The organism is Pseudomonas veronii (assembly GCF_001439695.1).
In the GTDB taxonomy this organism is placed as follows: Bacteria; Pseudomonadota; Gammaproteobacteria; order Pseudomonadales; family Pseudomonadaceae; genus Aquipseudomonas; species Aquipseudomonas veronii.
Map to the genome: position 1 here is coordinate 41,810 of NZ_JYLL01000020.1, position 12,718 is coordinate 54,527.

Genomic DNA, 12,718 nt, shown 5'->3' on the forward strand with positions numbered 1-12,718 from the left:
CTACCCTGCTGTCACGCTGCCGCGCTCGATGCGGAACAACGCATCGACCAGGTCGGCAGAGTGTGTGTCATCGGATTCGGAGATCAGCACGCACAGGCCTTCCTGGCCCAGTTTTGCGATCACCTCGCTCAAACGCCGGGACAACACCGGCGCCACACCCTCGAAAGGTTCGTCCAGAATCAGCAACTGGTTGCCCGGCATCAGCGCGCGGGCCAAAGCCACCAGCTTCTGCTGGCCACCGGACAACTGCATGGCCTTGCGGTCACGGAACTGGGCGATTTCCGGAATCAGACCGTAGACCCATTCCAGGCGCTGCTTGCTGTCGGCCAGTTTATTGGCCCACACCGGCAGCATGATGTTCTCTTCCACGGTCAGCGCCGGGATCAGGCGCCGGTCTTCCGGCAAGTAGCTGATACCCGTCGCCGCACGAGTAAAGGCCGGTTGCGCGCAGAGGTCCTGCCCATCGAAAAACATTTCGCCGGTGTCAGTGGGCAACAACCCCATGATGGCGCGGATCAAGGTGGTCTTGCCGGCGCCATTGTGGCCGATCAAGCCGACCATTTGCCCGGGGCCTACGTACAGCGACACGTCATTGAGGATCGGTATGCCTTCAATCGACACGTTGAGATTGCGAATTTCCAGGCTCATTTCACGGCCCTCCTTTGCGCCTTGTCGTGGGCCTTGTCGTGGGCTTTGGCGCCGCCGGTGACGAACTCCTGCACCCGAGCATTGGCCAACACCTCTTGCGGGGCGCCGTCGGCCAGGACTTCACCGCTGTAGAACGCAAGGATGCGCGACACATAGCGGCGTACCACGTCCATGTCATGTTCGACGAACAGCACGGTCACTTGATGTTCGGCGACTACCCGCATCACGGTGTCCATCAGCGCGGTTTTCTCTTCGGCGCTGACACCGCTGGTGGGCTCGTCGAGCAGCAACATCTGTGGGTCACCGATCAACGCCATGGCGATGTCGATGAGTTTGCGCACCCCTTGCGGCACCGCCGTGACCAGGGTGTCGCGCCATTGCGGTATGCCGAACTCTGCGAGAATGGCGTCGGCGCGGGCGATCCGTGCGGCGCTGCGCACGGGCGCCAGCAGCGCTGGAAACGGACTTTCTGCCGCCGCCACCGCGATCAGCAGGTTGTCCAGCACGCTCAATTGCGGGAACAGTTGGGCGACCTGGAACGAACGGGCCATGCCCGAGCGGGTAATCGCCCGTGGCGTGCGGCCAATGATCGACTGGTTATTGAAGAGGATCTCGCCCCGGCTCGGCTTCAAGTAACCCGTGACCATATTGATGAAGGTGGTCTTGCCGGCGCCGTTGGAGCCGATTACACCGACCACTTCCCCTTTGTTGATCCGCACATTGACGTCCTTGGCCGCAGTGACGGCGCCGAACTCTTTGCACAGGCCCTGGGTTTCGAGAATGCAGGTCATGCTTTGGCCCTCCTGGCGTTACCGGTAAATAGGCTCCACAAGCCCTTGGGCAGGAACACGATGATCGCCAACAAGGTGAAGCCCAGGATCATCTGCCAGCTATGGGGCACCAGTTCGATGGCGTAAGTGCGCACCACGGCAAACACTATGGCGGCGATAAAGGGGGCGGCCACGTGGGCGGTGCCGCCGAGCAAGGCGATGAACACGAACTCGCCGGAGGTGATCCAGTAGGCCATTTCCGGGTCGATATGCCCGGCGGACAGCGCCATGAAACCACCACCCAATGCCGATACCGCCGCGGCTGCGACGTAGTTCATGTACAGCACCCAGCGCGGGGACTGGCCGAGGTACTCGACCCGCACTTCGTTTTCACGGATGGCTTCGCACATCATCCCGGCGCTGCTGCGGCTGTAGCGATGCAGCAACACCGCCAGTACCGCCGAGCAGGCAATGATGATCATGAACAGCGCCAGCGGCCCCTGCCCGGAAGCCGGCGACCAGCCAAACAGTGTCCAGGCCTTGACGTTGAAGCCGTCGGTACTGCCCAGGGCCGAGCTTTTCACCAGCACGCCGTAGAGGATCATCGAGAACGCCAGCGATAGCATGGCAAAGAAAATCTCCCGATAGCGGGTCATCAGCAGACCCAGAATCATCGCCAGCAGCACCGCCGCGCCAACGCCGATCACCAACAGCAGGGCCAGGTCGCTGATGTTGAGGAAGTGCCCGCTCATGCCCACGGCGTAGCCACCGACACAGAAGAACAGGCCCTGACCAAAGGTCACCAGGCCGGCGCGCATCTGCATCACCACGCCTTGCACCACCATGGCCTTGGCCAGCGCCATGGTCAGCAGGAACACCAGCCATTGCGGGGCAATCCAGCCACCGGCGGCCAGTAACGCTGCAACCGCCAGTAGAATCAGTTCGGTTTTATCCAGGCGCATCAGATTTTCCTCGCAAGCACGCGGCCGAACAGGCCTTGCGGACGTACCGCCAGAACCAGCGCCATGACGCCGTAAATCACAAAGAGTTCGAATTCCGGCGCGTAGTGCACCGCCGCCGCACGGCTCAGTCCCACCAGCAAGGCGCCTACTGCCGCGCCTTCGATACTGCCCATGCCACCGATGACCACCACGGCGAAGGCCAGGACGATGATTTCCACGCCCATGCCCGGCACCACTGAAATCGCCGGAGCAGTCAAGGCACCAGCCAAGGTGCCGAGCATGGTGCCCAGCACAAAGACCAGGGTGAACATGCGCTTGACGTTCACGCCCATGGCCATGGCCACTTCGCGGTCGTGGATCACAGCCCGCAGGACCTTGCCCTGGTTGGTGCGTTCCAGCCACAGGTACAAGCCCAGCCCGAGCACCAGCGACACACCCACCAGCATCAGGTCGTAATTGGACACCTTCAATCCGGCCAGGGCGCTGCGGCCCATTTCGGCATAGGGTTGATAGGCGAAATAGGGGTTCACGCCCCAGATCATTTTCATGGTGTCTTCCAACACCAGCAGCAGCGCGTAGGTGATGATCACCATCAGCACTTCGTCGCGGCCGTACATGAACTTGAGCAGGCCGCGCTCGATAATCAGGCCGACGATCAGCCCAGCCACCAGGGCACAGCCAAGCATCAGCAGGTAACCGGCCCAGACTGGGCCGATGCCGTTATTGAAATACCAGCCCACCAGCGAGGCGGCGGTGTAGGCGCCAATGGCATAGAAGCTACCGTGGGCCATGTTCAGGATCCGCATGACCCCGTAGATCACCGTCAGCCCGGCCGCGACCAGAAACAGCCACGAGGCATAGATGGTGCCGTCAATCAGCACCGCGAAAAGACTCATCATAGAGGTCCTACCTTGGCAAAAAGGTGGCGGCGCCACAGGGCCGCCACTTCGGATCAATCAAGCGAGGTTGATCAGTTGCACTGGGCACCGGGGAAGCCAGCCTTGATCCACTCCAGAGCGGTGGTGCCGTCCGGTGGGGTCACGCACTCACCAGAGAAAGCGATGACGTTTTGCACGCTGCCTTTCTTACTGGCCTTGTCGTACTGGTACTCGCCATAGGAAATGCCCTGCATGGCCTGATGGCCGCCGGCGCGGGCCATTTGTACGGTGCCGGACACCGATTCAAAGGTCGCGCCCTTGAAGGCCTTGGCGATTTCCAGCGGCGCCGGGATCTTGCCCGATTCAACCTTGGCGTTTTCCGCCGCGTGCTTGAGTCCGAGAATGGCCTGGGCCATTTTGCTCGCGGGGTAAGTCGGCGCGGTGTTGTACGCGGTTTGGTACTTGTCCTTGAACCAGCGATTGAGTTCGTTATCCGGCGCGAACGCACCGAACGGGCCCCGACCGCCGATAATCATGCCGTTCGGCGCCTGGTCCTTGTAGCGGTCCAGGGCAGACTCGCCGCAGGTCAGCACGGCGGTGGCGTCTTCCAGCAGGCCACGGGCGTTGGCTTGCAACACCAGGGCTTCCATGTCGCCGCCCCAGAAGCTGGAGTGGATGATGTCCGGACGCTTGACCGACAGTGCGGAAATCTCCGCGCCGTATTGGCCCTGGAAGACCTTCGGCATCTGCGACTCGACCACCTTGGCCTTGGGCATCAACTGCTCCATGGAGTGGGTGAAGTCGTTCCAGCTGTCCTGGCCCCAGGCGTAGTTCTGCTGGATGCCGGCAACTTTCTGCGCGTCCGGGCGGGTCTTGGTCAGGTAACGGGCGGCGCCGATATTGTCCACGGCCGCATCGAGGCTGGTGCGGAACACGAATTGCGGGGTCTTGTCTTCGTTGAACAACTGGGAAGTGCCGCAATCGTAGAACACGGTCATGGCACCCAGTTCTTCGGCCACAGGCGCAATGGCCAAGCAGTCACCGGAAGAAATGTAGCCAACCACCGCATCAACCTTCTGGCGCTGCACCAGGTTACGGAACTCTTCGACCTGTTTGGCCGCGCCGCCCGCCTCGTCGATGATCACCACCTCGATTTCGGCACCGTTGATACCGATGGTGTTGTAAGGCACCGGGAGCTTGCCTTTGTTTAGCCCTTCCACCAGCACTTTGGCGGCGTTCGCGGAGGGCTCGCCGAACGGCCCGGCTGCTGGACCCGATAGAAAAGTCACCACGCCGATGCGGAACTTGCCGTTCTCGGCAGCCATGGCCGAGGAGCCCATGGACAGTGCCAAGCCAGCGGTAATGGCTAAGGTCAAAGGGTGTTTCAGTGCGCTTTTCTTATAGTTGTTCATCTGTGCTTCCACTGTCGATTAATGAGTTGACTAAGGACTCTCGGGACGGCTGTTTTTCGAGCCAGGGCTTTCAGCGGCCATGCGACGTTTGATGGTGGCGCTGCTTTGCTGCAGTTCCTGGGCGGAATACACCGCCCAATTGCCCAGCATGGCCTTGGCGGGCGGGTAGTCGTTGTTGAGTACCGGTGTGCCGATGGCCTGGGTCTGCTGGATCTGGTGGGTTTGTGGGTCGATCCGCGAGACAAACCCGGGCGGGTCTTCCGGCAGGGCGATCTCCAAACCCTCCAGGGCACGGATCAACGCCTGGGTGTCAGTGCTGCCCGCGGCTTTTTCGTAGGCTTTGGCCAGCACCATGACCCCGGTATAGGCGCCTTGGGCGGCGTAGGTCGGGTAGCGACCGTTCAAGGCCTGGAAGCGCTCGACAAAGGAGCGATTGCGCGGCGTGTCCGGCCAGTTGTTGTGGTGCCGCGCCGAGAGGATCAGCCCGGGCGGTGCTTTGTCGCCCAGGGACACCAGGAAATCGTAGTTGCCACCGGTGTCGAAGTTGGCTAGGCGCGACGTGGCGAACAATTGGGTGCCGGCCGCCTGCTTGACGAAGGCGTGGAAGTCACCGCCCCACAGGGCCGAGACAATGATGTCGGGCTTGGCTTGTTCCAGGGCGGCGATATAGGCCGAATAGTCAGGCTCATACAGGCGTGGCCAGAGCTCGGTGACGTCCTCAAACTTAACCCCCAGTTGGGCAAAGGCTTCGTGCAAGTCATCACGGGACACATGGCCGTATTCGTAATCCGGGCCGATGAACGCCAAGCGTTTCCAGCCGGTTTGTTGTTGCAGGGCTTGCAGGTAGCGGGCACCGGCGGCCATCGAGGTCCAGGTGTCATTGGTGACCCGGAAGTAGTACGGGTGGCCGTTTTCCAGGGGCATGCGCGAGGACGCATGGTCGGTGCCGATCATCAACACCTTCTCGCGCTTGGCCAACTGGCTGACCGCCAGGCCCACGCCGGACGAGACCATGCCGCACAGCACTTGCACACCGTCCTGGTGGATAAAGTTTTTAGCAAGGCCTACGCCGTAGGAAGCCTTGGACTGGTCGTCGTCGATAATCACCCGCAGGCGCGGCACTTGCTGGCCGGCCTCGCGCTGGGCCTGCAACTCGCCGAGGGCGAGCTGAATCCCGGCGATGCTGTCCTGGCCGTAGATCACTGCGCGCTCGGTCATCGGGTACAGGCAACCCATGGTCAGGTCCGCCTGGGAGGCGGCCGCGCCCAACTCCACGCGGCCGACCTGGGCTGAGGCAACAACGCTCAGCAGCAGACCGCCCAATGTGAGCGCGCAATGAAACCATGGTCGTGGCAGTGACATAGAAATCCTTTAGGGCGTTGGCAACGCCTCTTGTTAGTTAGCCAGAGGGATAGAGCAAAGGGTGTGCCAGGACGCTGGCACAGACGGATTTTCGTGTGAGCGAGCTGGCTCCGGGCGGCGTTCCTACGATGACGAAGTCACATTCATCGGGGATGTTGGCGGGAACAACACTATCGCGAGCAGGCTCGCTCTCACATGGGTATGCTGCTTTGAGCGGTGCCCACGTGGCGTTGAGCGCTTAGCGCTCAACCTGCGCGCGGTATTGAGCGGTTACCGCTCAGTGGAGCGATCCAGCCCCAGGCGTTGCAGGCGACGCTTGAGCGCGTGCCGGGAAATACCCAACAGGCCCGCTGCCAGACCTTTATGGCCCGATGCGCGGCTCAGAGCATCGGTGACCAGATCACGCTCGGCGCGCTCCAGTTGCTCGCCCAGCACCAGCGGCTCGACCTGCGGGCCTTGCAGCGGCGCTGGCAGCATCGCCACGGTGATCGCCTGCCCCGGCGAAAGAATAGTCAGGCGTTCTACCAGGTTCTTCAGCTCGCGTACGTTCCCGGGCCAGCGGTGACGGGCCAATGCCTGGGCGCTGTCCGGCAGGAAGCGGATCGGTTCTACCCCCTCCTCCACGGCCTGGCGCCGGGCAAAATGCTGGGCCAGCAACAGCACGTCTTCACCGCGTTCGCGCAGTGCCGGAATATCCAGGGTGATAACGTTCAGGCGATAGAACAGGTCTTCGCGAAACCGCCCCGATTGCACGTCATCGGCCAGATCCCGATTGGTCGCCGCGACTACTCGCACATCAGCGCTGCTCGCGGCACTGGCACCCACGGCACGGTAACTGCCGTTCTCCAGAAAATGCAGGAGTTTGGCTTGCAGCGCCAACGGCAGTTCGCCGATCTCATCGAGGAACAGGGTGCCGCCATTCGCCTGACTGACCAGCCCGGCACGCTTCTGGTGGGCACCGGTATACGCGCCCTTTTCCGAGCCAAACAACTCGGCCTCAATCAACTGCTCCGGCAACGCCGCGCAGTTGACCTCGATAAACGAATGCCCGCCCCGCCCGCTATGGTTGTGCAGGGCCTGGGCGACCAAGGTTTTGCCGGTGCCGGATTCGCCCAGCAGCAAAATCCGCGTCGCGGAACTACGGGCAATGCGCCCCACCGCTGCGTGCAAGGCGCCCATCGCCGGGCTGTGCCCAAGCAGCCCGGCGGCCAGTTCACCGCTGACCACCACTGTGGGCTCTTCGTGGTTGGCCAGCGACAGGGTGCTGGCGATGGTCGCCAGCAGGTCATCCAGTTCGAAAGGTTTGGTCAGGTAGTCGGTGGCGCCGCTTTTCACCGCCTGTACGGCGGCGCGGGTGTCGCCGTGAGCGGAAATCATGATCACCGGCAGTTGTACGTGACGCTGGCGTAAACCGTCCAAAGTGGCCATGCCATCGATGCCCGGCAGCCCGAGGTCAAGCAGCACGATGTCGATGTCGGTGGTGTTCCCCGCCAGCAATTCCAGTGCAGCCTCGCCGCTGCCGGCCGTGCTGATGCGCATGCCTTCGCCGCGCAGGGCATAGCTGAGGGAGCGCACCAGCGCCTCTTCGTCATCAACGATCAAAACGTGAATGTCAGACATCGGTGGTTTACTTCGCCTCATTCCCTGGGGGCGTGGGGAAAGTCCAGGATCACCTGAGTCCCTACGCCAAGCGTGCTGATAATGTCCATGCGCGCACCGTTGGCTTCCAGCAGTTGCTGACTGATGCTCAGCCCCAGCCCGGTGCCCCGCGCCTTGGAGGTAAAAAACGGTTGGCGGATGCGTTGCAAGTCCGCCTCGGAGATACCGCAACCCTGGTCAATGACCATGACCCGCACCTGCCCATCCCACGCCTGGGCACACAGGTGCACGGGGCTTTGGTTGTCGCAGGCCTGGAAGGCATTCAAACACAGGTTGAGCAGTATCTGGCGGATCTGATCCGGGTCGACGTACAACTGCAAGCCGGGTTCTGTCTTGCACAGCAATTGCAGGTCATTCGGCGCCACCAGCCGGGCGATCTGTTCGAACAACGGCGCCACGGCCACCACCTTGGGTTGAGCCGGGTGCGGCCTGCCGTATTCCAGCAGATCGCTGGTGACGTGGGACAGGCGGTCGATCTCCTTGCCCAGGTCGGTCAGCAAGTGGCGTCGTTCGGGCTCCTCCTCACGACGCAGCAAGGCTTGCACCGTGGTTTTCATGGTCGCCAGGGGATTGCGCACCTCATGGGCCACGCCGGTGGCAAAAGTCCCCAATACCGCCAGGTTTTCCGTGCGCACGGTGTTTTCCAGCACGTCGGCCAGGCGCGCGGCCATCACGTTGAATGCCCGCGCCACATGGCTGATTTCGTCGTCACGGGGCTGTTCGGCCAGGCGATAACTCAGGTCGCCCATGGACAACTGATGAGCGCCCTGCAACAAGGTGCTGACCCGCGAACGCAGCTGCCGGGACAGGGTAAAAAACACAACGAGGATAAACGCGATAAAACCGGCGGCCACCCAGTACAACCACCAACGCGCATCGTTCAACGGCTTGAGGATAGCCCCCGGCTGCACACTGAACACCAGTTGCCAGCCGGGGATGATCTGCGGGCCATCACGCCACTGCTTAGGCGCCTCGACCGCGCGCCCGGTGGGGTCGATAAAGGCACCGCTCGGCACCCGCAGCAACGGTGCAACCACCCCGCTCATCCCGGCACTGACCAGCAGCTCGGTCAGCGAAGCAAGGCGCAGGTGCAAGGCGATGCGCACGCGGTGATCGGTGCGGCCATTGCGGATCGTCTTGCGGATCAAAAAGCCACCGGAGCGCCCGGGTTCGGCGAGCAACGGCCCAATCACCTCGATGTCACCCACCCACTGGATCGGCAGACCGGCGATGGACCAATGAGTGTTGGTCCAATAGGGCTCGCCGGAGGCGGCTTGCCCCGGCAGCACATTGATCAAGAGGTCGTGCTCATCGAAAAACAGCACGCCATAGAGGAACGGTAAGTCCGCTTCGAGCTTGAGCAATGAGTCCACGTCACTGCCAGGGCCAGACTGATCGGCGATAAACCCCGGCATGTTCGGGTGATTGGACAATGCCGAGAGCTGGTAGAAACGGTCATCGAGAAACGACGACAAGCGGTTGGCCGTGGACAGCGCCTGGGCGTCCAGACGTTCACCGGTCAGGCGATTGAGCAAATCCTTGGCCAATTGCTCATAGAGCACCGCCAGCGTGATGAGGGCAATGCCCATCACCAATACGGACAGCAAGGTATAGCGCGCCACCAGGCTGCGGTGCGGCCGGGCGAGCCACTTGCGTAGCCCGCAGAAGTAAGCAGTGCGGTTCATGGCTTTTTTGATTATTTTTTATAAAGTCGCCGCCAGCATAGGGATGACAACTTGTACCTGTCTATTAGCATAAGCATCTGCGCCCATCATACGGCCACTATTGAATTCTGTAGCCGCTGCCGAGGCACGAGGCTGCGAACGGTCCTGAAGGGGCCGCAGCAGGTCCGAAACCTGCGTTGCCTTCAGGATTTTTACGACCGCTTCGCGCCCGATCGCAGCCTCGTGCCTCGGCAGCGGCTAGAGGTCAAAGCGATCAATGGCCCTGCGCCTTTCGTTATCGTCGCACACGTCGTAGCTGGCGGTGGTCTGGATATTGGTGTGATGGGCCAGTTTTTGGGCGATCGACAGATCATGTTCTTCGATCACCCGGGTAATGAATGAGCGCCGGAAGTCATGGGCATGATCTTCACCCCGACTTGCGTTTTGTTTGCGTGAAATGACGATCCATAAAAAGCCAAGTAAATCATGCCATTACAGGTCTAATGTCCTAATTTTTCCTTATCTCGGCATGATCCCATCCACACGTAACTGAGCATTCGCATCGCCGGCGGCAGCCTTACCCGACGCTGCGCCCAATGATCGGCGGCACGCTGAACATCAAGCACATCCGTGCCCACTGGGACGAGATTCTGCGTCTGGCCACGTCGATCAAGCTGGGTACTGTCACTGCCTCATTGGTGCTGCGCAAGCTTGGCAGCTATCCACGCCAGAACGGCCTGGCCGTGGCCCTGCGGGAGCTGGGCCGGATCGAGCGCACTCTGTTTATCTTGGACTGGCTGCAAAGTGTCGAGCTACGCAGCCGTGTGCATGCAGGACTCAACAAGGGCGAAGCACGCAATGCCCTCCGCCAGGGCGGTGTTCTTCAACCGCCTAGGTGAAATCAGGGATCGGAGCTTCGAGCAGCAGCGCTACCGGGACAGCGGACTGAACCTGGTGACCGCTGCTATTGTGCTGTGGAACACGGTCTACCTGGAACGCGCAACCCAAGGGCTGACTGACACCGGAAAACCGGTGAATACCGACCTGTATCAATACCTATCGCCGTTGGGCTGGGAGCACATCAACCTGACCGGCGACTACGTCTGGCGGCAGAGTCGCAAGCTGGAAGAGGGGAAATTCAGGCCGCTACGGTAAGTCGGAAAACCTTAGCGTACGATTTTTTCCGAATTCTGTAGGCTCCCCTTGTAGGTGCGTACCAGGTAACGCATCAGCCATTCGTTGACTTGCGCTTCAGTTTCCGGCTTGTGGAAGTGATACAGCGTTTCGTGGGCTTCCTTCACTGTGCGAAATGGCCGCTCAACCTTGCCCTTCGAGCGGGTCGTAGTGCGTGTGCCATCCTTGCCTGCCGGCGGGAATGTGCGTCTGCCACTCGATGTCCAGTGCCTGCATGACGTTCTGGAAGACGCGGCGCTTGGCCACCGGGCCATTGTCCAGGTAGATCATCTTCGGGCGGCCTTGGAGCGGAAAGCTGGGGTCGGCCTTCGGTGATCTGACCCCGAAATGTTGGACATCAACATTGGGGGGCACGTAGAGACGCCGGTAGGATCAACACTTCAGTTCAGGAAGCAGTCACACGGTTGCGACCTGTACGTGTCAGCTTCGGCTGCGTCAAAACTTGTGGACTGAATCACACAGCAGCTCACCGAAACCACTACCCGTGCGCGAATAACAGGGCACTGCTCGCGGTCAAAGCACAGGTCAACAACCAACAAGGAAGATGCACCATGAGGATACGTCACCTGCGCTATTTCCTGATCGTCGCTGAAGAGCAAAGCTTTGCTCGTGCGGCGGCCAGAGTTCACATCGAACCTTCCCCGTTGTCCAGAGCCATAAGAGATCTTGAGTCCTATCTCGGTGTCCGACTGCTCCATCGCACCAAGGGGCGTATACAGCTGACTTGGCCAGGGGAGGTTTTCCGTGAGGAGGCGCGCCGCGTCCTTGCCTTCATGGATAACGCCCTGACGCGCGTGCAATCGGCCTCCCAGGGCTATCGTGGCCGGGTACGTATAGCCATCGCCGATAGCCTGGCTCAGCCTCGGCTGACACAGCTGCTGGCTCGATGCCGTGAAGAGGAACCTGCCACCGAGATTCGGATCGTGGAAATGACCGTCAACGAGATGCATAAGGCTCTTGCCCATGACGAGATAGATGCGGGTTTCACTGTCGACAGCACAGTCGCCACCAATGGCTTCACAAAGTTAAGGGTGTGGGTCGAACGCCCTGCCATCGCTATTCCCACTCACCATCCGCTGCTTTCCCTGGATAAAGTGCCTCTTGGGGAAGCACTCCGCTACCCGTTGATTCTTTGCCATCCTGAACGTTGCGCCGGAGGACACAACGTCATTAATCATTGGTTTGAGGACGATTCGTTGCCCTCCCCCAATATTGCTGAACATGTTTCTGGTCATGAGCCAATGATGATGCTGGTGGCCGCTGGCTATGGCATTGGTATCGGGTTGGAATCGCAGCTTTCCATTTACAACCACCCTGACGTCATTGTTCGGCCGGTTATCGACGCTATCCCCGACACGGCAACATTCATCGTTGTACCGGAGAGGCCAATTTCAGCAGAGCTGGAACGCTTCATTAAAAGAGCGCAACACATCGGGGGCAGCATGACCAATGAGTGACGATGATCATTCCATGCTCAGCACTGGGCTCTCACATTAAGTTCCATACATTTTTGTCTGGTGCAAGTCTCAAATATCCCCTTCATCATCGCGAGATAAAGGGGGCGGCCATTGAATTCAGTTGGGGAGGCGCCTGCTCATGCACAAGCGTTGGAGCTGGTAGCGCTTGTCAATCGCACCCCGCCATTAATGACCGACTTTTTTTGTCGTCTAGATGACGAAAAATGCCGTATTCAGTTGCTACTAAATTGAACAACGAGCCAACGCCCGACGGACTATTTATCAAAACGCTGAACCTTTTAATAGTGTCAGTTCCACGGATAGCGTTGGCCGCAATGCTTCGCCTCGCAGCCTTAGCTTCAATGACGAAGCAATGAATACGATGGTCAGCACAATCCTATTGTTTGATGTGCTCCAGTGGTGACATCGATTCAATACGGGTCACGCCCAACACGTGCCACTGAGCATTAAGGAGTGACCATTATGTCTGAACAGAACTCGGCTCCGATTGCGGAGCGACGCATTCTCCGCCGGCCTGAAGTCGAGGCCAAGACAGGCTTCAAACGTGCCTATCTTTACAGCCTCATGAAGGCGGGACAATTCCCCAAAGCCATAAAACTTGGCGTCCGTGCCGTTGGCTGGGACTCCACTGAGATCGACCAGTGGATCACTGACCGCCTTAAAGAACGCGCCTGACTGAGCTCCCCATTCC

The 12,718-nt window shown here is 60.3% G+C and carries 10 protein-coding genes and 3 pseudogenes; 3 read left to right on the plus strand and 10 right to left on the minus strand.

Annotated elements, in window-relative coordinates:
- The 9 genes and pseudogenes from TU80_RS21330 to TU80_RS31915 form a co-directional block, all read right to left on the minus strand.
- Window positions 1-648, minus strand: coding sequence for an ATP-binding cassette domain-containing protein (locus TU80_RS21330; protein WP_057005330.1), 648 nt, complete (start codon window positions 646-648; stop codon window positions 1-3).
- Window positions 645-1,439 (minus strand): ABC transporter ATP-binding protein, encoded by a 795-nt coding sequence (locus TU80_RS21335; RefSeq protein ID WP_057005331.1) that lies wholly within the window; start codon window positions 1,437-1,439, stop codon window positions 645-647. The genes TU80_RS21330 and TU80_RS21335 overlap by 4 nt, the downstream gene beginning before the upstream one ends.
- Window positions 1,436-2,380, minus strand: coding sequence for a branched-chain amino acid ABC transporter permease (locus tag TU80_RS21340; RefSeq protein WP_057005332.1), 945 nt, complete (start codon window positions 2,378-2,380; stop codon window positions 1,436-1,438). The genes TU80_RS21335 and TU80_RS21340 overlap by 4 nt, the downstream gene beginning before the upstream one ends.
- Window positions 2,380-3,279, minus strand: coding sequence for a branched-chain amino acid ABC transporter permease (locus TU80_RS21345; protein ID WP_057005333.1), 900 nt, complete (start codon window positions 3,277-3,279; stop codon window positions 2,380-2,382). The genes TU80_RS21340 and TU80_RS21345 overlap by 1 nt, the downstream gene beginning before the upstream one ends.
- A gap of 71 nt (window positions 3,280-3,350) precedes the next feature.
- Window positions 3,351-4,670 (minus strand): ABC transporter substrate-binding protein, encoded by a 1,320-nt coding sequence (locus TU80_RS21350; protein ID WP_057005334.1) that lies wholly within the window; start codon window positions 4,668-4,670, stop codon window positions 3,351-3,353.
- A gap of 30 nt (window positions 4,671-4,700) precedes the next feature.
- Complete coding sequence (locus TU80_RS21355; RefSeq protein WP_057005335.1) at window positions 4,701-6,032, minus strand: ABC transporter substrate-binding protein; 1,332 nt, start codon at window positions 6,030-6,032, stop codon at window positions 4,701-4,703.
- Between the two features lie 270 nt (window positions 6,033-6,302).
- Window positions 6,303-7,652 (minus strand): sigma-54-dependent transcriptional regulator, encoded by a 1,350-nt coding sequence (locus TU80_RS21360; RefSeq protein WP_057005336.1) that lies wholly within the window; start codon window positions 7,650-7,652, stop codon window positions 6,303-6,305.
- Between the two features lie 17 nt (window positions 7,653-7,669).
- Window positions 7,670-9,376, minus strand: coding sequence for a sensor histidine kinase (locus tag TU80_RS21365; protein WP_057005337.1), 1,707 nt, complete (start codon window positions 9,374-9,376; stop codon window positions 7,670-7,672).
- A gap of 237 nt (window positions 9,377-9,613) precedes the next feature.
- Window positions 9,614-9,795 (minus strand): annotated as a pseudogene (locus TU80_RS31915) (integrase); the annotation flags it as partial.
- 138 nt (window positions 9,796-9,933) lie between these two features.
- Here TU80_RS31915 and TU80_RS31920 point away from each other — a divergent pair.
- Window positions 9,934-10,510, plus strand: a pseudogene (locus TU80_RS31920) (Tn3 family transposase); the annotation flags it as partial.
- Window positions 10,511-10,566: 56 nt separating this feature from the next.
- Here the strand turns inward: TU80_RS31920 and TU80_RS31925 are convergent.
- Window positions 10,567-10,840, minus strand: a pseudogene (locus tag TU80_RS31925) (IS481 family transposase); the annotation flags it as partial.
- Window positions 10,841-11,100: 260 nt separating this feature from the next.
- Between TU80_RS31925 and TU80_RS21380 the strand changes: the two are divergent.
- On the plus strand, window positions 11,101-12,006 hold the full coding sequence (locus TU80_RS21380) for a LysR family transcriptional regulator (RefSeq protein ID WP_057005340.1): 906 nt from the start codon (window positions 11,101-11,103) through the stop codon (window positions 12,004-12,006).
- A gap of 483 nt (window positions 12,007-12,489) precedes the next feature.
- On the plus strand, window positions 12,490-12,702 hold the full coding sequence (locus TU80_RS21385; protein ID WP_057005341.1) for an AlpA family transcriptional regulator: 213 nt from the start codon (window positions 12,490-12,492) through the stop codon (window positions 12,700-12,702).
- Window positions 12,703-12,718: the final 16 nt, after the last annotated feature.

Excerpts from the sequence above, each read along its gene's own strand:
- TU80_RS21355 (WP_057005335.1), bottom strand. The coding sequence starts at position 6,032 with ATGTCACTGCCACGACCATGGTTTCATTGCGCGCTCACATTGGGCGGT.
- TU80_RS21380 (WP_057005340.1), top strand. The coding sequence starts at position 11,101 with ATGAGGATACGTCACCTGCGCTATTTCCTGATCGTCGCTGAAGAGCAA.
- TU80_RS21385 (WP_057005341.1), top strand. The coding sequence starts at position 12,490 with ATGTCTGAACAGAACTCGGCTCCGATTGCGGAGCGACGCATTCTCCGC.
- TU80_RS21345 (WP_057005333.1), bottom strand. The coding sequence starts at position 3,279 with ATGATGAGTCTTTTCGCGGTGCTGATTGACGGCACCATCTATGCCTCG.
- TU80_RS21350 (WP_057005334.1), bottom strand. The coding sequence starts at position 4,670 with ATGAACAACTATAAGAAAAGCGCACTGAAACACCCTTTGACCTTAGCC.
- TU80_RS21335 (WP_057005331.1), bottom strand. The coding sequence starts at position 1,439 with ATGACCTGCATTCTCGAAACCCAGGGCCTGTGCAAAGAGTTCGGCGCC.
- TU80_RS21330 (WP_057005330.1), bottom strand. The coding sequence starts at position 648 with ATGAGCCTGGAAATTCGCAATCTCAACGTGTCGATTGAAGGCATACCG.
- TU80_RS21340 (WP_057005332.1), bottom strand. The coding sequence starts at position 2,380 with ATGCGCCTGGATAAAACCGAACTGATTCTACTGGCGGTTGCAGCGTTA.
- TU80_RS21365 (WP_057005337.1), bottom strand. The coding sequence starts at position 9,376 with ATGAACCGCACTGCTTACTTCTGCGGGCTACGCAAGTGGCTCGCCCGG.
- TU80_RS21360 (WP_057005336.1), bottom strand. The coding sequence starts at position 7,652 with ATGTCTGACATTCACGTTTTGATCGTTGATGACGAAGAGGCGCTGGTG.